The following is a 17,319-nucleotide window of genomic DNA, read 5'->3' as shown; positions in this document are numbered from 1 at the left end:
TCACCCCCTCATTCTCTTAATAAGTTCTTCCCTAAGCAGGTATTTCTTCACCTTACCGCTGCCTGTATGGGGGATTCTGTCAATTAGCTCTAGCCTTTCCGGCCAGAATCGTTTTGGCACGTTTTTTTTCTTTAAAAAAGCGATCACGTCATGAAGCTTTAAATCTTTATGGTCTGAAAGGGGAACCACGAATGCACAGATCCGTTCTCCCAGTCGTTCATCCGGCATACCGATTACCGTATGCTCCGCTACCCCGGGACAACCCTCTAAATTGTCATTGATCTCATTGGAATTTAAATTTTCTCCGCCCCGGACAATGATATCTTTTTTCCGGCCGATGATTCGGATATTACCGGCGTCATCAATCAAGCAGATATCACCGCTGTGGAACCAACCATCATCATCAAGAGCTTCATTTGTGATTTTCCGGTTTTTTAAATATCCAACAAAGACATTGGGGCCTCTGGAAAGCTCCTCACCAGGAGTGCCGGGAGGAACATCTTTTCCATCGTCATCAATTACCCTGATTTCTATGCCTTCCATGGCTCTTCCCGAAGACGTCCCGTTTAAGGCGAGGACCTCGTCAGGCCTTACATATACATGGGGAACACTTTCCGTGGAACCATACACCTCACAGAGAAGAATTCCGAAATTCCATGCTTTTTGCACCATATAGCCAGGGACCGGAGCGCCGCCGCAGAGATAGAACCGAAGATAGGGCAGTGCACCTCCGTTGATCTCTAAGTCCCGCAGAATATCGTAGATAAAGGGGGTGGCTCCCATGGAGTATGTACATTTTTCCTGATTCATCAGATTGATGGCTTCCCGGCAGCAGTATTTCTGCTGCAGCACCAGCTTTGCACCAATGAGCATGGTTGCAATGATACCATGATGGAAGCCGGTGGCATGGTTTAACGGTGCCGGCATAAACATGATGTCCTCCTTTGTCAGCCCCAGTTCTTTATTAAACGTTTCCTCACTGTATCTGACATTGTCATGGGTCAGCAGTACCCCCTTTGTTCCGCAGGTAGTTCCGGAGGTACCAAGAATTACGGCAATATCCTGACCTGTTAATGGAAGGCTTTGATCCGGTTTAAGCGGCTCATACTGCTTAAGGATTTCATTCATGGTGATATTGTCATTTGCCTTTTCCTTTGCATAGTCCAGCAAAATAATGGTTTCCAAACCGGGAATCTGATCCTTTACAGACAAAATTTGTTTCTCATAATCAGTTTTATAGAAGAACGTAGGCCCAAAGTATACTTTGGATTCCGTCAGATTTATGCTGTGCACCAGTTCTTTCTCTTCATAGGACATTGCAATGGGGTGTGCTGCTGCGCCGACTTTGAAACAGGCAATGGTAATCATAACAAATTCGCTCCAGATAGGGATCTGATAAGAGACTGTCTCCCGTGGCTTTATCCCTTTGCTAAGGAGAAAAGCTGCCACTTTTGAAGCCCCTTCGTCCATTTGCCTGTATGTATATCGAAAACCTCTGTCATCCACCACATATTCACGGTCCGGATGACATTTAACCGACTCCTCCCAGCAGTCCAATAAAGTTCTGTCTGTCCAGAAGCCTTTTTCCAGATACTGACGTTTCAGTTGGGGATTGATTTTAATTTCTTCAGACATAACCCGTCTCCTTTGGATAAAAGAGAAGCTGCATTCAGCATTACCCCTGTTTTTTCGCTTTTAATTCTTTTACCAGAGCGGGAATGATTTCGAATACATCTCCAACGATACAATAATCTGCAACTTCAAAAATCGGAGCTGTTTCATCTTTGTTAATTGCAATAATTGTCCCTGATTCGCTCATACCGGCCACATGCTGTACTGCTCCGGAGATTCCGCAGGCGAAGTAAATTTTTGGTGCCACGGTGGAACCGGTCTGGCCCACCTGCCTGGACTGGGGCATCCAGCCTGCGTCTACGGCTGCCCGGGAACAACCAACGGTTCCGCACAATGCATCAGCCAGTTCTCTTAAGATCGTAAAGTTTTCCGCTGATTTCATGCCTCGTCCGCCGGATACGATGACCTCTGCATCATCAAGCCGTAAATCATTGTCTTCACAGGCGCTTAGAAAATCAATGACTTTTGTACGGATTTCATGCTCCGGTATTTTTATTTCTTCCTGAATGATGGCCGGCCGGTTATCCGGTGTCTTTTCCGGTTTCTTAAATGCGCCGGGCCTGCAGGTTCCCATCTGCGGCCTGGTTTCACTGCATAGGATCTGGGCGTATAGGTTGCCGCCAAAGGCAGGACGCTCCCATACTACGTTTCCGGTTGCCTCGTCTACGCTTAATGCGGTACAGTCGGCGGTTAGTCCGGTCCGAAGGCTTACTGCGATTTTGGAACCTAAATCCCTTCCGTTTACGGTTGCGCCTACCAGAATAGTGTTTGGATCATATTTTTTACACAATTGCAGGAACACATGGCCGTAGGCATCCGCAGAATAATGCTCATACTCATCACCCTGCACCACATAGATCTTATCAGCCCCATACTCACCGGCAGCTTTCACCGCATCCTCTGTCTCATTTCCAATGACAACGGCACATAATTCCTGTTTTAGGCCAAGGGCAAGCTTTCTGCCCTGTCCCAGGAGTTCAAGTCCAACACTTTTTGGCTGACCGTTAAAGCACTCAATAAATACCCATACGTCTTTACATGTTTCAAAACTCATCACTTGAAACCTCCTTCTACAGTATTTTTGCATCGGCCAGTCTGCTGATCAATGCACATGCGATTTCTCCGGGATTGTTCCCTGTTATGGTCACGCCGCCGGCAGATCGTTTAGGAGTAAAGGTTGCTTTTACTTTGGTTGGAGAGCCCTTTAATCCCATCTTGGTGGTATCGGAGCCAGGAAGGTCCGCCAGTGTGATTTCCGGAATCTCAGCTTTTAAAGAGGCAATCTTTTTCCTGATGGTTGCGTATCTGGGCTTGTTGCTTTCTTTGGTTGCCGTGCAGAGAACCGGGAGCCTGGCCTCAATTACTTCGATTCCTTCCTCCACCTGACGGCGTGCTATGACTTTACCGCCTTCCACTTTTAAATCCAGGATATAGGTAAGCCTGGCAGCTCCAAGGTGTTCTGCAATGCTGGGAGCCGTCTGGCCGGTATCTCCGTCAATGGCCTGTTTGCCTCCCAGGATCACATCAAAGGTTCCCAGCTTCTGAATTGCCTGGGAAAGAATATAGCTGGTGGCATAAGTATCGGAGCCGCCGAAGGCGCGGTCAGTGATGAGATACGCCTCATCGGCGCCCATGGAAAGAGCTTCCCTTAACACCGCCTTTGCCTGGGGAGGGCCCATGGAAATCACCGTTACCTTACCGCCGTACTGATCCTTTAACTGAAGTCCTGTCTCTAATGCATTTTTATCAAAAGGATTCATGATACTGGGGACTCCGGTACGGATCAAAGTATTTTTTACCGGGTCGATCTTGATTTCTGTGGTATCAGGAACCTGTTTTATACAAACAACGATATTCATTTTCATTCCCCCTTATTTATATTCTTTATCCAGTACGCCTGCGATGGTCATTCTCTGAATCTGGTTTGCGCCTTCAAAGATCTGGAATACTTTGCAGTCCCTCATCAGTTTTTCAACCGGGTATTCCTTGCTGAATCCATATCCCCCGAAAATCTGTACAGCGTTGGAGGTCACTTCCTGCGCGCAATCGGATACAAAGGTTTTACAAATGGAGCCTTCCTTTTGTACCATGATTCCCTGATCCATCATCCTCATGGTGTTATTGACCAGACATCTGGAGGCTTCCACCTTGATTGCCATATCCGCCAGCATGGCCTGAACCATTTGGAATTTAATAAGCGGAGAGCCGAACTGTTTCCGTTCCTTTGCGTATTTTACAGATTCATCAAGAGCTCTCTGCATGATGCCTACGGCCAGGGTGGCAACAAAGGCACGGGATAAATTCAGCGCATTTAATGCAAGCTTAAAGCCGGAGCCTTCCGGTCCTACCATAGCAGAGGCTTTTACACGGACATTTTCAAAGATTAAGTCCGTTGTGTTGGAAAGTCTGAGACCCATCTTATTTTCGTGAGCACCTACCGTTACGCCGGGGGTAGCCGCATCAATGATAAATGCGGAGATTCCTTTGTGTCCTGCCGCAGGTGTTGTCTTAAAGAAGCCGACAAATACATCAGACAGGGCGCCATTGGTAATAAAAGTCTTTGTACCATTTAAAATGTATTCATCCCCCTCCAGCACAGCGGTCGCCCGCATAGCAGCCGGATCGGAGCCTGCGTTTGGCTCTGTTAAGGCAAAGCCTGCAAATCCGCCGGGGGCAATTTTGTCGGCAAAATACTGTCCCTGTTCTCTGGTTCCTGCCAGGATTACATTTCTTAAGGCAACAAAGGTAGTTACAAAGGTAATGGCATAACCGGCATCCACTTTTGCCAGCTCTTCAAAAATCATGGCTGTGGTTTCATAGCTTAAACCGGTGCCGCCGTATTCTTCCGGAATCTCCAGCATATGTAGTCCCATGTCAAATCCCCATTTGAATAATTCTTTGGGACATTCACCCTTTTCGTCTGCTTCCTGGACATGGGGTTTGATTTCGTTTTCCGCCATATCCCTTACAAGAGCCAGCAGTTCCTTTTGTTCTTCGGTATATAATAAACTCATGTCATCTCACCTTTCCATTCAATTTATCAAAGCTTTTTCAGTTTTGTTTCACCGGTGGCCGCACCGGAAGCCAGAATTTCTTCGATCTCCCCGTGGGCATAATCCAGGTGCTTCAGGATTTCAACCGTATGTGCGCCCTGAGAGCCGCCAATGTGATATTCCGGTGCGCCCAGGGAACTGAAATTCACAGGGTTTGTTGGCATGTAACGTTCTCCGGAAGGATAGGGTATCTTTGCAATGATGTTATTGGCCCAAACCTGTTCGTCGTCATACATATCAAGGGGCTCGTATGCTGCTTCACAAGCCAGATCGTTTTCTTTGAACATGGAAAGGAGTTCTTTTCTTGTGAATGTGCTGGTGGCTTCATCCAGGATGTCGATGACTTCATGGTTTAAGTTGTTGGCATTTACCTGGGCACATTTCATATAACGTTCATTTCCCACCATGTCCGGTCTGCCAAGGAGGGTCATGATTTTTTCATAATCCCGGTCATACTCCGGACAGCAGATTACCACCCACTTCTGGTCGCTAGTGCGGTATACGTTATTGAATGGATTGGGGACTTCCTTCCGGCTCTTGGGATACTGGTTTCCGTATTGGGCGGAGATGACTCCCGTGCTCAGTGCATATACCGCAGCATGGTGAAGGCCTACCGTGACCTTGTCGCCTTCACCTGATTTTTCCCGGGCGTAGAGAGCTGCACAGATTCCGGATGCAAGTCCTAAGGCTACCTGAAAATCACCAAAACCGTTGGTGGGGATCATGGGCGCATCGCCCCTGTTTACGGTAGTACCGAATACACCCCCTCTTGCCATGTAGCAAGTGACATCAAAGCCTGCGGTGTCTTTTTCCGGCCCGTTTTCTCCATAGCCCAGAACCTGTGCAAAGATCAGTCTTGGAAACTTCTCTTTTAAGGTGTCGTAGTCAAGCCCCAGCTTTTTTAAGGACTTTGTTCTGGTATTGGTAACAAAAACGTCCGCTTCTCCAAAAAGTTTATATGCAATTTCAATTCCCTTTTCTGACCTTAAGTCCAGGGTAATGAACCGTTTGTTCATATTCGCTACATCAAATGCCAGATTTTCATCGTCTTCATAGGGCATGTTGAACACAGCCCCCTGTGTTCTGGCCGGATCTCCTTTGGCAGACTCGATCTTGATGCAGTCGGCTCCCCATTCTCCAAGTACACGTGCTGTGGTGGGGGCTGCTAAATAGGTGGTTAAGTCAACTACTTTTACTCCTTCTAATGGTTTCATCATTCTCCTCCTTTACATAAACAGGGTCATTAGGTCCAGACCGAACCTGATGACCCCAAGTCAAACCAATATTAAATGATATATTCCATCTTAGCCCCATGCTTGATGGTGTTTTTTGAGATGGTAATACGCTGTACGGTAGGAGCCCCTTCTTCTAACCACATAGCGCGGCAGTCACGGTAAAGACGTTCCACCGGACCATATTTGCAATCCTCAAAGTAGCCAACACCGCCGAAGATCTCAAGCATTTCATCACTGACTTTTCTGGTGGTGTCAATGCTGAAAAGCTTACACATGGCTGCTTTTTCTTCGATGTACTCGCCGGTCGGGTTTTCTTCGTAAGATTTTGCAAAGTCATAAACCATACAGCGAAGTGCGTGTACCATCATGGACATATCAGCAATCTTGCAGCGGATGGCCTGACGGGTTCCGATTGGTTTGCCAAAGGTTACACGGTCAGCTGCATACTGGAGAGACAGTTCCAGCATTCTCTGTGCCATGCCCAGATTACTTGCTGCAATGTGTGCACGGGAAACGGATAAGGAATGCATTGCAATTTCAAGACCCTGGCCCTCTTTGCCTAATAAGTATTTCTTGTCAATTCTGCAATCAGTGAATTTAAGCTCTCCATGTCCGGCTCCCCGGCAGCCCATCATATGAGGCATGTTGATAACTTCAAATCCCGGTGCATCCATTGGTACGAAGAATGCGGACAGCCTGTCATCTTTCTTAGAATCCGGGTTGGTGACTGCGATGACATAAGCAAATTCACAGCAGTCCGTGTGGGAGATGAGTGTTTTTTCTCCGTTTAATACATAGGAGTCACCGTCTTTTACGGCCATGGTATGTAAATCAGCGCCTGTTCCTCCGGTTGCTTCTGTCAGCGCGAAGCAGGTAAATACGGATTTATCCTGAAATTTGTCCATATATTCTGCTTTCAGTTCCTCATTGCCGTAGTCATCTAAGATTCTCCAGTTTAAATCCATTGCATAGTGGAGATGCATTCTCATGCCCCCTGGCCCTCTGGAAAATTCCTCCTGTACTTTAAGGATATCCAGTTCGGATAAACCGTAGCCGCCGAATTCTACCGGCAGCGAACAGCGGTATAAATCATTCTTAATAGCCAGATCATAAAATTCCTGGGGGAATTTGTTGGTGACTTCCACTTCCTTCTGGATCTCCTCCAGCGGACCTTCTGCCAGCTCGCGGATCTGCATTAAGTACGCCTGAAATTCTTCTTTGGATAATTTACTCATGTTCATTCCTCCTAAAGGTTTTGATTAGTATTTTTTTAACAATCTTGATGCTTTTATTATAAACACCGGGTCTTTAAAAATCCAATCGGCTGTATTCGGCTTTTTGGGCATAATTGATAGTTGCTGTCTATGTATTTATTTTTTATAAGCAGGCATGATCCGCGATACGGGAGAAGCCGGAGATGAGCAAAAAGAGAGAGCATCGGCTTTTGCTTTGACAAAAGCCGATGCTCTTTTACTTTTTATATATTTTACAGCGCTTCCAGCAGATACATGGTAAAGTCTCCTGCCGCAATGATTTTCCCATCCTCTGATTTTACCTCCACCCGGTTCACGACCGACCGGCTTCCTTTGTGTATGGAATTGGCCTCTACATAGATCAGACCTGCTTTTATACCCCGCATAAAGTCAAGGGACCCGTGCTGGGTCACATTGGAATATTCATATGCATAGGTGGCCATGCCTGCGGTAATGTCGCATAGGGAAAATAAAAAACCTCCGTGGAGATTACCATACAGGTTTAAGGCACTCTCCGGAATCTCAATGGATATCTTTGAGTGGCCTGGCCATACTTCCAAAAGCTTCGCCTTTTCCAAACCGCTTAAAGGAAGAATATGGCGCCGGATCCCTTCCATAATTTCTTCTCTCATTTCCATTACCTCCCGTATGACAATATTCTTATTCTGCACTATAACATAGTTGAAATGGATGATACAAGCTATAAATAAATATATAGGAAAAAAACTATGGATCAGGTGGGAAAGCATAGAATTGGCCGATTGGATATTCTATCAGCCATAAACTATAATTAATCCATATCTTAAAGAAACGGTAAAAGCAGCTGGCGGAGAAGAGTAGAGAAATTTTATTTTTCATCTATTTGTTAAAAAAATAACAAATAAGTATACGAGGAGGATCTTACCATGGAAAACGGGAGAAATGGAAATAAAGCTGGAGATAAGGAGATTGAGTGGAAGACGGTTGTCGTATTTGTATCCATAGCGTTTAGCTCTCAATGCGGTGGCGGTTTTGCGGCCGGGTCAACACCCTGGTCATATTTCTTTGCAAACACAGGGTTTTACGGGATATTGCCCAAAGTAACGCAGCCTTATTTCTGCCTGTTCATGCCGCTGGTAGTTGCGGCCATCAACTGTTTTATGATCTATTTTTTTATGAAATTTGCCATGGATTTCAGAACCTTTGATTATGGAAGCTTCCTTGGAGCGTATGGGGCACGTTTTTTAGGAGGAAAGCTGGCAAAGCCAATGCAGATCGTATATGAATTCAATTTTAACTGGCTGCTCATTGTATGTATGGCTCTGGCCTATTCCTCCTCAGGTTCAGCCCTTGCGGAGATTTCCGGCATGCCTTATCTTGTAACCACGTTTGTTGTGGGCATTATCATGTTTATGCTCTGTATGAAAGGAAGCGACCTGGTACGCAAAAATGCAGTGTTCATGAGCGCAGTCATTTTTATCACTCTGGTTGTGATTCATGTACCAAACATGATCTACAATCTGGCAAACGGAAATTTAAGAAATGAGATGCAGGTGATGAGCGATTCACTGAACCAGGGAATTTCCTCCGGAGCCGGCAGCTTTCTAAAATACCTTTTGACCGCATTCTGCTGGGCCTATATTTTTTCCGGTCAGAATTTAGGAGGATTTGGGGCTTATGTAAACCATGCCCAGCTCTTTACCAATAAGAGGACCCTCCGTTTGGCGGTGGTTCTTTCTGTAATATTAAATTGGGTGTTCCTGGAAATGACGGTGGTGAATCTGGCGGCAAATTATTCCGGAGTATTTGAAGGCTGGAAGGCCGGCAAAGCTGTTTATACCATCCTGGTAGTAGAAAATGGGGTAGGAGCTTCCGCATTTAAGGCCGTACTTCTGACTCTGATAACTGTTTCCATCTTTTTTGCAACGATTTCAACAGCCATCAATTATGCTCAGGGTTTCAATGACCGGGTTTTAAACTGGTATCAGGAGAAAAAAAGTGAAAATCCTGAAGTTTCCGCTGTAAAACGGAACAAAAGAGGAGCAATGCTTACATTGTTTTATATCATACTTACCTGGGGAGTCTCCCAGGTGGGACTTACAAGCCTGGTGTCCAAGGGGCTGACTCTTGTGTCTTATATTAACCTGTTCACATTGATCCTGCCGACCATAGTAAATGTAATCATTGGCTGGCAGGATAGGGCAGATTCTATTTAAATCGCTGAAAAGTAAATAGCCTAAATGTCTATACATATATTGAAGGTCTTCTGCTTTCTTTCTTCGCCAGGAGCTAAGTCCATATTGGAGTGTCTGCACCGGTTTGAAGTACAGGAGGGGGATATCCCCCCTTTCCCATATTGAGTACCAGAGTGTTCGCTTTTCTACTAGTCGTAGAGGCGGACGCTTTTTTTTGCCTTTTTGTAAACCTCCCAACATAAATACGCACTTGCTGAAAATTATCTGAATGTACCCGTTGCGGAAGTTAATTAAAGAATGTTTTAACACCCGCAATGGAAGGATTCATAACCAACTGCTAGGCTGCATTTTAACAACAATCCCTTTTGCCGAAATAGAAAACCATAACAGCCTGGGTACCAGCGCTGAAAAAGCACATAGAAGATGCTGAATATAAAAATTACGGCATCATATTGCTTAAATCCGCCAAGTCTTCCGTCCATTTCCGATAAACAACCAAAAGCCTTTCATACAATTCATTGGCTTCCTTATCCGGCAGCAGGATATCTTCCGTCTGATGGATTTCCGTAATGAGGTCATATCCTTCCCACAGTCCGCACCCATTAGCCGCCAGTGCAGCAGCACCCAGAGAAGCGGCATTCTGGTCAATGTTGGTCTTTAAAACAGGCAGATTATAAACATCAGCAAAAATCTGCCGCCATACCGCGCTTTTGCTTCCGCCCCCGCAGATCAGCATTTCTCCGTTTATGGAGGTCTGTGTCAGCAGGATATCAAGAGTACAGCGAAGGGCCATGGCAATGCCTTCCATAGATGCCCGCACCAGATCTTCCCGGGTGTTGTGCAGGGCCAATCCCATAAATCCGCCGCGAAGACCGGAGGACGGCTCCTGTGCACTTCCGCCTGCTAAAGAAGGATTAAACAGCACCCCGTTGCTTCCGGCAGGGACACGTTCCGCCATCCGGTTCATGGCATCGTATGTATCCGTATCATCCGTAAAATCACGGCAAAGGTTATCCCGGATCCAGCGGAATGAGTTCCCGGCGGAGAAAATGGATACCGCGGAAGTATAATATCCTTTCTTAGCATGGGCAAATACAAAAGGTCTTGTTGCCGGATCCACAACAGGTTTGGAAGAAGTGACGGCAATCCAGCTGGAAGACCCCAGGGACGTATACGCCACCCCTTCCGCCAGTCCTCTGGCGCCAAGGGCCATGCAGGTGTTGTCCACCGCCCCGCAGGCAACGGGGGTTCCCTCTGCCAGACCGGTCATTTGTGCAGCAGCCTGTGTAACCCTCCCGATGATAGAATCGCTTGGTCGGATTTCCGGGAATATCTCCGGATTGATACCTGCGGCATTCATAAATCCAGGTTCATAATCCCATGCAGTAAGATTGAATACGCCGAATCCCGACGCATAAGACGGGTCCGTACACATGGTTCCGGTCAGCATATAGTTGATAAAGTCCTTAGAGCCCAGAATTTTATAAATCCTTGAGTACAGCTTTGGCTGGTGCTTTTTCATCCACATCAATTTGGTAACAGTGTAGCATTCCGCCGGATCTCCATTTCCGGTGGTGAGATACCACTGGTTATAGTCCAGATCCTTAAATAATTCTTCTGCTTCTTCCACTGCCCGCATGTCGCACCAGATGGGCACCTGGTCCGCCAGCAGGGTTCCCTCCCTGTCAAGGGGCACTGCCACCAGACTGTGGCCGGACAGGGCGACACAGGCGATATCCGCTGCATCAGATTTTGATTTGTCCAGAAGCTGCCTTGTTGCCTGACAGACATGGTTCCACCAATCCATAGGGCGCTGTTCTACAAAGCGCTCTTTGGGAAATAAGGTGTCATACTGAATAAATACATCTGCCAGAGATGTCCCGTTTTCAGAGAACAGCGAGGCTTTGATGCCTCCGGTACCCAAATCATAAGCAATTAATTTTTTCATATAATTATACCTTCTCCTGTTATGTAGAAAGTGAAGCGGATATTCGCAATCCGCTTCACTACTTGCTCATAACCGAGTAGCAGTTATCGCTGCTTGTCAGGAGGAGCTTGTACTCCACCTGACACAAGCAAGTCCCCACCCCCCACTTAATGCTTTTCGCATTTGAAGTGGGGGACTTACTTGATTCGGTTAAAATGACAATTCCATTACAAAATGGAATATAGAAAATCGCTGGTTATGGTATCGGCAGGGTATAACCCCACCTGTTCCCCCGCTTTTAACAGCAAAATCCGGTCGCACATGCCGATGAGCTCCGAGAAATCGGAGGAAATCAGTATGATGGAAGCGTTCCGGGACAGCAGGGCATTGTAAATATTATAAAGCTCGCTTCTGGACATTAAGTCTAAGTTACTGGACGGCTCATCAAAAATATAAAGTCTGGCTTCCTGGTGGAGGGAGCGGGCGATGAGCACCTTCTGCAGTTCTCCCCGGCTTAGCTGTTCCACAGGAACGTGGCAGGAGGTTTTCCGTATATTCAGGCGGTCCATGAAATCCCGGGCGTATAAATCCAGCTTCTGGCCGGAGACCATATGAAAGCGTGCGGCTTTCCGGACATTGGAGGCTGTGATGTTGAAACTTAAATCCTTTCCCGAAAACAAGGTCTGGCTCCCGCAATCCTCCGGCAGGAAGCTGACCGCACCGGAGCGTTCCAGCACAGGTGCATAATACATATGGCCGGAGGTGATTTCCCGTTCTTTGGAAATGGCCTGAATCAAGGTAGTGCGGCCGGAGCCTACGACTCCTGCGATTCCCAGAATCTCCCCTTCCTGCAGGGAAAAGGAAATGTCATGGAGATTTCCGCTGGAAATATGGTTCGCAGCCAGCAGCAGCTTTCCGGGTGTATGGGGCAGCTTTGGATAGGAAAAGTCCTTTTTAAATGACAGTACCCGTTTCACAAATGCCTCATCTCCAAGTTCCTCTCTGGAATAGGATTCCGTGATCTTTCCCTGCTCCATAACGGAGACGCAGTCACAGTGCCGGATCACGGCAGGGTATTCATGGGAAACAAGTATGATACAGATATTTTTCTTTTTTAACTCTGTCAGAAGATTCATGACCCTTTTGGTCTCGTGGTTGGTCAGGGAAGCGGAGAACTCGTCCATAATCAGGATTTTCGGGCGGCATAAAAGAATCCTGCCGATCTGAAGCAGGCATTTCTCTCCCTGGGATAAGCGGTCCACAGGCTGATTCAATTCCAGGTCCAGCCCCAGCTCTTTAAGGATGGAGCGGCAGACGGCTTCCTTTTTTTCTTTTGCCGGGTAAAACAAACGCTTATGGAAAATAAGCTCTTCGATACCCAGCAGCAGGTTGTCCATAATGCTTTTGCCTGAAAAAAGCTGAAGGGATTCTAAAAGCATGTAGATCCCGTTTCTTTGGGCGCTTGTGATGCTGTGGATATCCAGCTGCCTGCCGTCCAACCGGATTTCACCGCCCATTCTGGGAACGATGCCCGCAAGAATCCTGGCAAGAGTGGTTTTTCCCTCGCCGTTGCTTCCCACAATCGCAGTGATATCTCCGGAAGCGGCCTGAAAGTTGATACGGCTTTCCGGAAATGGCTTTGCACAGACATTTTCCATACGAATTACAAACTTATCCATAAACGTACCTCATGAAATTTTATTAGCTTAAAGGTTTTAAATTATAGGAGGTATATGCCCGTATTCCGTGCTCAATATAGTATTGATGATAATCCTGGGGAATCTTGTTGTTGGTAACTACGGTGGAAATGCAGGTTAAATCCCCAAGACGGATGAAAGAACGCTGTTCAAACTTCTTGCTGTCCAGGCAGATGATCGCCTCATGGCAGCGGTCGGACACAGCCCTTATGATATCTACCACATTCACGTCCGTAAGAGTATAGCCTCCTTCCATGCTGGCTCCATCCACGGAAAAGAAAAACTTGCTTAAATAAATATGCTCCAGCTCCCGGTTTAAATCCTCTGGTACTGTATACATTCCGGAATTCTGCATCCGTCCGCCCAGAAACAGAAGCTGCACAGAAGCATTGCTTCCGAAAACATTGGCAACATAAAAATTGTTGGTCATTATATTTAAATTCTGCCGTTTGGATAAGGCCTTTGCAATATAGTAGCTGGTGGTGCCGGGCCCCAGGAAGATCCATTCCCGTTCCCGGACCAGTTGGGAAGCCACAAGTCCCAGCTCTTCCTTTTCTTTATCGTAAGGAATATCGGGGCCGTCCATCCGATCCGTATGAAGCTGTTCTTCCGGAAATGCGGAGGCATTCAACGTGGCTCCTCCGTGGTTGCGGGTCAGGAAGCCACTTTTTTCCAACTGCTCCAAATCATTTCGGATTGTTACCTCTGTTACATTTAAAAGAGAGCTGAGAGTGGCAACATCTATCTGTTTGCGTTCAAATATAATCTCTTTGATCCGCTGTATTCTTTCTGCTTTAAACAATTTATGCCTCCTCTCGATAATAATTGTTTTCATTATTAAGATAACATAAAAAACGAAAAATATCAACAAAAAAAGAAAAAGAAAAACGAAAATAATAAAAAAATAAAAAAAGAAAACAAAAGAAAATAGTTGAAAAACGAAAAATCATATGTTATAATGACGAAAACGGGGGAGAAAAAGCGCATTTCTTTCCACTGTTTGGCCAAATCAGTATCGTTTTTGTTAAAAAATTGTCATGTCTGATCAGAATTTATGCAGAGCAGTACAAAAGCACCGGGGCGTTATTACAAGATTATTGGAGGTATTTAAGAAAGAGAGGGTTATTATGAGGAAAGCATTAGCAGTATTCATGGCGTTGACAATGGCAGTTTCCATGAGCGGCTGCCAGGCGGCGAATAAGGCGCCGGCAGAAAGTTCAGAAGGAACGGGTGTGACCACTGCGGAAGCAGCGAAAGAAGCAGGAGCAAAAGCAGAGACGGAAGCCGGAAAGAAATACAGGATCGGATTTGCCAACGCATCCATATCCAATAGCTGGCGTGTAAAGATGAGGGACATGCTGGTGGAAGAATGCAACAGGCTGGGAGTGGAGCTGGTGGAAACAGATGCCCACGATGACGCCAACACCCAGAACAGCAACATTGAAGCCATGCTCCAGCAAAACCTGGATGCAATCCTGATCACACCATGCGTGGAGGACGCAGCAAATCCCGGGATTGAGGCGGCATTTGAGACGGGAATCCCGGTCATCATATTCGACCGTACCTGCACCACAGAGGATTACACCCATTTCGTAGGATATTCTGATAAGCAAAACGGTGCGGAATGCGCCAGGATGCTGGTGGAAGCACTGACAGAGCGCTACGGCGAGCCAAAGGGGAACATCATAGCTTTAGATACCATGGCAGGCTCCAGTACGGATAACTTCCAGAAAGAAGGACAGGATTCCGTATTTTCCAAATATCCTAACATCAAAATCATCGCGAGACAGTATACGGATTTTGAGGTCAGCAAAGGAAAGAGCTTTATGGAAGACTGTCTGGCGAAGTTCGGTCCGGGAGAAATTGACGGATTCATTTCACAGGATGGCGGCGTGACTCTGGGGGCAATGGATGCCATCCGGGAGGCAGGAAGGGACAAAGAAGGCATTGTCTTTACAAATGCGGATGGAATCAACGGCGTGGTGAAGATGATCAAGGATGGCAGCTGCGTGGGGCTGACCCAGTTCCCCTGTGCGGCAAGCGTGGATGCTCTTCATGTTGCCATTGACTGCATCGATGGCCAGGGGCCAAAGGAGAAGGATGTCATGATGGACTCCATTGTTGTTACAAAAGACAATATGGGCCAGTTCCTGATTCCGGATGGGGATGATTATGACTGGACCTATTAATAAAGCAGGGGCAGTCACAGGAAGACCAGTATAGCAAAAACAGGCAGTATAACCAGGAGGGAAACACAGATGAAAATCGGATTTTGCGTAGTAAACTACTCGGAAAAGCCACTGGAAGAGGTGGTAAAGCTTGCGGCAGACAATGGATACGACTGCGTGGAACTGCCCACCTATGTGGGCAACGGCCAGGTTGATGTGGAGGAAATCCTAAAAAACAAGAAGGCAGGGGAAATCAAAAAGATGGTGGAAAGCCATGGCCTGACCATCGCCTCCTTAAGCAACCATGCGGATTCCCCTTTGATCATGGGGCCTTACAGTGATGGGACCGTATCCTCCTGCAAGGGGACAAGGGAGGAGAAGATACTCTTTGGAACGGAAAGCATGATCCGCAGCGCACAGCTTGCGGCAGAGCTTTCTGTACCTGCTGTAGTGGCCTTCTCTGGCATGGAAAATTACGGACACATCAACGATTGGCCGGAGCCAAACGGCTGGAAATACGAAGAAGAGCAGTTTGCATTAAAATGGGGCAGGGTGCTTGATAAATACAAGGAATACGGCGTGAAGGTGGCATTTGAACCTCATCCCAATAATGTGGTGTATGATACCCAGTCCGCATTAAGGCTTTTGGAGGTGGTGGATCACCATCCGGCTTTTGCCATTAATTTAGATCCGGCAAATATCTTATTCTCCGGTGTGAACATCCAGACCTTTGTGGATGAACTGAGGGGAAGGATCGCGCTGGTTCATGCCAAGGACTGTGAAATTGTCCATCACAACATGGCAAAGGGCGGGTTAAATATGTATATGCAGGATGGATGGGGCCGTCTGGACCGCTCCTTCCGTTTCCGGATTCCCGGCTGGGGCGACGTGGATTGGAAGCGCCTGATCAGCGAGCTGTTCCTCACCGGATATGACGGCGTATTCAATTACGAACATGAGGATGTAATCATGAGCAGGGCAGACGGAGTGAAAAAGACCATAGAATTCCTGCGCCCCCTGATGATCGACGCTCCCTATGAAGGACGCAGTGATGCGCTGTTTACAAAATAGAATCAGACAATTACATAGCGAAGGAGAAAAAACATGAGAAAAATGAGAGCACAAGTGCTGACCCAGCCGTATCACTATGAACTTTCAGAAGTTCCGGTACCGGAGATTTCCGAAGATGAAGTTCTGATCAAGATCAAATATTGTGGAATCTGCGGTTCTGACTGGGGTTCCTATACGGGGAAATATGCGGATGAGGTGGCTTGCCTGCCGTTAATTACTGGCCACGAGTTCTATGGAATCATTGAAGAGCTGGGAGCCAATGCGCAGGGATTAAAGATAGGAGACCGTGTTACCTGCGATATCTGCAAGCCCTGCGGAACCTGCTATCATTGCCGCATCGGAGAGCCGCTTCTGTGTACGGAATTCAAACAGATAGGGATCCATGTAAACGGCGGGTTTGCAGAGTATGTAAAGGTACCGTGGAAAAATGTATATGTGGTGCCGGATGAAGTATCCGATGAGAAAGCGGCCTTTGTGGAGCCTTTGACCGCCTGTATCAATGCCTCCAGGAAAATGGACTGTGTCATGGGAAGAAGCGTGGTAGTCATCGGTGCCGGGCTTGGTATCCTCCATGCCTGTCTTGCAAAGCTTAGAGGCGCAGCGCCGGTGATCATCATAGACGGCAATGAGGACAGACTTGCCATGGCTAAGGACATGGTGGCAGACTATGTTATCAACTTCAAGGAGACCCCTGACGTAATAGCTGAGGTCATGAAGCTGACAAACGGCATAGGTGCCGATTTTGTTCTGGAAGCCGTAGGCAGTTCAAAAACCTATGAACAGGCATTCCAGATGGTGAGAAAAGGCGGAAAGGTAGAGGCTTTCGGAATCTGCGCAGATGACGATTATGCCAGTCTTCCTCCGGTGAAGTTCGTACTGGAGGAGAAAAAAGTCAGCGGAAGCTGCGCCGGCATCGGTTACGACTGGGGCGACGTACTGACTCTTCTCAAATATGACCGGGTAGATCCTACCCCTCTGATCTCCATGATTGTTCCTCTTGAGGAACTGGAAGACGCTGTCAATGAAATTCGCAGAAATCCGAAGTTGGTCAAGGTTTTAGTAAGCCCAGAGGCCAAAGAGCGGGTTGTACTGTATCAGTAAACCGATAA

14 protein-coding genes are annotated in these 17,319 nt (G+C 46.9%); 4 read left to right on the top strand and 10 right to left on the bottom strand.

Translation table 11 applies throughout. The features are described 5' to 3' along the window. The 7 genes from fadK to AC27IJ_RS14250 all read right to left on the bottom strand — a co-directional run bounded on the left by fadK (position 1) and on the right by AC27IJ_RS14250 (position 7,805). On the bottom strand, positions 1-1,635 hold the full coding sequence (fadK, locus tag AC27IJ_RS14280) for a medium-chain fatty-acid--CoA ligase (RefSeq protein WP_312445196.1): 1,635 nt from the start codon (positions 1,633-1,635) through the stop codon (positions 1-3). A gap of 40 nt (positions 1,636-1,675) precedes the next feature. Further along, complete coding sequence (locus AC27IJ_RS14275) at positions 1,676-2,686, bottom strand: electron transfer flavoprotein subunit alpha/FixB family protein (RefSeq protein ID WP_312502201.1); 1,011 nt, start codon at positions 2,684-2,686, stop codon at positions 1,676-1,678. Positions 2,687-2,702: 16 nt separating this feature from the next. Beyond that, positions 2,703-3,491, bottom strand: coding sequence for an electron transfer flavoprotein subunit beta/FixA family protein (locus AC27IJ_RS14270; RefSeq protein ID WP_312502199.1), 789 nt, complete (start codon positions 3,489-3,491; stop codon positions 2,703-2,705). A gap of 12 nt (positions 3,492-3,503) precedes the next feature. Continuing rightward, positions 3,504-4,646, bottom strand: a complete 1,143-nt coding sequence (locus AC27IJ_RS14265; protein ID WP_487149440.1) for an acyl-CoA dehydrogenase family protein — start codon at positions 4,644-4,646, stop codon at positions 3,504-3,506. Positions 4,647-4,672: 26 nt separating this feature from the next. Continuing rightward, positions 4,673-5,899: a CaiB/BaiF CoA transferase family protein gene (locus AC27IJ_RS14260; RefSeq protein WP_312502196.1), complete on the bottom strand. Its 1,227-nt coding sequence runs from the start codon at positions 5,897-5,899 to the stop codon at positions 4,673-4,675. A gap of 71 nt (positions 5,900-5,970) precedes the next feature. Continuing rightward, positions 5,971-7,155, bottom strand: a complete 1,185-nt coding sequence (locus AC27IJ_RS14255) for an acyl-CoA dehydrogenase family protein (RefSeq protein WP_312445205.1) — start codon at positions 7,153-7,155, stop codon at positions 5,971-5,973. A gap of 251 nt (positions 7,156-7,406) precedes the next feature. Beyond that, positions 7,407-7,805, bottom strand: coding sequence for a PaaI family thioesterase (locus AC27IJ_RS14250; protein WP_312445207.1), 399 nt, complete (start codon positions 7,803-7,805; stop codon positions 7,407-7,409). Positions 7,806-8,078: 273 nt separating this feature from the next. On the opposite strand from AC27IJ_RS14250, the gene AC27IJ_RS14245 reads away from it, so the two are divergent. Then, positions 8,079-9,368, top strand: a complete 1,290-nt coding sequence (locus AC27IJ_RS14245) for a hypothetical protein (RefSeq protein ID WP_487149437.1) — start codon at positions 8,079-8,081, stop codon at positions 9,366-9,368. A 418-nt stretch (positions 9,369-9,786) separates the two neighbouring features. Here the strand turns inward: AC27IJ_RS14245 and AC27IJ_RS14240 are convergent, their stop codons facing one another. The 3 genes from AC27IJ_RS14240 to AC27IJ_RS14230 form a co-directional block, all read right to left on the bottom strand. After that, positions 9,787-11,295: a xylulokinase gene (locus AC27IJ_RS14240; RefSeq protein WP_312502192.1), complete on the bottom strand. Its 1,509-nt coding sequence runs from the start codon at positions 11,293-11,295 to the stop codon at positions 9,787-9,789. A 206-nt stretch (positions 11,296-11,501) separates the two neighbouring features. Beyond that, the gene (locus tag AC27IJ_RS14235; RefSeq protein ID WP_312445212.1) at positions 11,502-12,953 is read right to left on the bottom strand and encodes an ATP-binding cassette domain-containing protein; all 1,452 of its coding nucleotides are present in this window, start codon (positions 12,951-12,953) and stop codon (positions 11,502-11,504) included. A gap of 22 nt (positions 12,954-12,975) precedes the next feature. Beyond that, complete coding sequence (locus AC27IJ_RS14230; RefSeq protein ID WP_312445213.1) at positions 12,976-13,773, bottom strand: DeoR/GlpR family DNA-binding transcription regulator; 798 nt, start codon at positions 13,771-13,773, stop codon at positions 12,976-12,978. Positions 13,774-14,098: 325 nt separating this feature from the next. Between AC27IJ_RS14230 and AC27IJ_RS14225 the strand changes: the two genes are divergently transcribed. From AC27IJ_RS14225 to AC27IJ_RS14215, 3 genes are all read left to right on the top strand, one after another. Continuing rightward, positions 14,099-15,160, top strand: a complete 1,062-nt coding sequence (locus AC27IJ_RS14225) for a substrate-binding domain-containing protein (RefSeq protein WP_312445215.1) — start codon at positions 14,099-14,101, stop codon at positions 15,158-15,160. 69 nt (positions 15,161-15,229) lie between these two features. After that, positions 15,230-16,210 (top strand): sugar phosphate isomerase/epimerase family protein, encoded by a 981-nt coding sequence (locus AC27IJ_RS14220; protein ID WP_312445217.1) that lies wholly within the window; start codon positions 15,230-15,232, stop codon positions 16,208-16,210. 33 nt (positions 16,211-16,243) lie between these two features. Then, on the top strand, positions 16,244-17,311 hold the full coding sequence (locus tag AC27IJ_RS14215) for a zinc-dependent alcohol dehydrogenase (protein ID WP_312445219.1): 1,068 nt from the start codon (positions 16,244-16,246) through the stop codon (positions 17,309-17,311). Positions 17,312-17,319: the final 8 nt, after the last annotated feature.

The sequence above is a fragment of the Lacrimispora sp. YZC11 genome, assembly GCF_057543815.1.
The sequence above is the reverse complement of the archived record's forward strand: the minus strand, read 5'-3'. Positions and strand labels throughout refer to the sequence as shown.

Excerpts from the sequence above, each read along its gene's own strand:
- fadK (WP_312445196.1), bottom strand. The coding sequence starts at position 1,635 with ATGTCTGAAGAAATTAAAATCAATCCCCAACTGAAACGTCAGTATCTG.
- AC27IJ_RS14275 (WP_312502201.1), bottom strand. The coding sequence starts at position 2,686 with ATGAGTTTTGAAACATGTAAAGACGTATGGGTATTTATTGAGTGCTTT.
- AC27IJ_RS14270 (WP_312502199.1), bottom strand. The coding sequence starts at position 3,491 with ATGAATATCGTTGTTTGTATAAAACAGGTTCCTGATACCACAGAAATC.
- AC27IJ_RS14265 (WP_487149440.1), bottom strand. The coding sequence starts at position 4,646 with ATGAGTTTATTATATACCGAAGAACAAAAGGAACTGCTGGCTCTTGTA.
- AC27IJ_RS14260 (WP_312502196.1), bottom strand. The coding sequence starts at position 5,899 with ATGAAACCATTAGAAGGAGTAAAAGTAGTTGACTTAACCACCTATTTA.
- AC27IJ_RS14255 (WP_312445205.1), bottom strand. The coding sequence starts at position 7,155 with ATGAGTAAATTATCCAAAGAAGAATTTCAGGCGTACTTAATGCAGATC.
- AC27IJ_RS14250 (WP_312445207.1), bottom strand. The coding sequence starts at position 7,805 with ATGAGAGAAGAAATTATGGAAGGGATCCGGCGCCATATTCTTCCTTTA.
- AC27IJ_RS14245 (WP_487149437.1), top strand. The coding sequence starts at position 8,079 with ATGGAAAACGGGAGAAATGGAAATAAAGCTGGAGATAAGGAGATTGAG.
- AC27IJ_RS14240 (WP_312502192.1), bottom strand. The coding sequence starts at position 11,295 with ATGAAAAAATTAATTGCTTATGATTTGGGTACCGGAGGCATCAAAGCC.
- AC27IJ_RS14235 (WP_312445212.1), bottom strand. The coding sequence starts at position 12,953 with ATGGATAAGTTTGTAATTCGTATGGAAAATGTCTGTGCAAAGCCATTT.
- AC27IJ_RS14225 (WP_312445215.1), top strand. The coding sequence starts at position 14,099 with ATGAGGAAAGCATTAGCAGTATTCATGGCGTTGACAATGGCAGTTTCC.
- AC27IJ_RS14220 (WP_312445217.1), top strand. The coding sequence starts at position 15,230 with ATGAAAATCGGATTTTGCGTAGTAAACTACTCGGAAAAGCCACTGGAA.
- AC27IJ_RS14215 (WP_312445219.1), top strand. The coding sequence starts at position 16,244 with ATGAGAAAAATGAGAGCACAAGTGCTGACCCAGCCGTATCACTATGAA.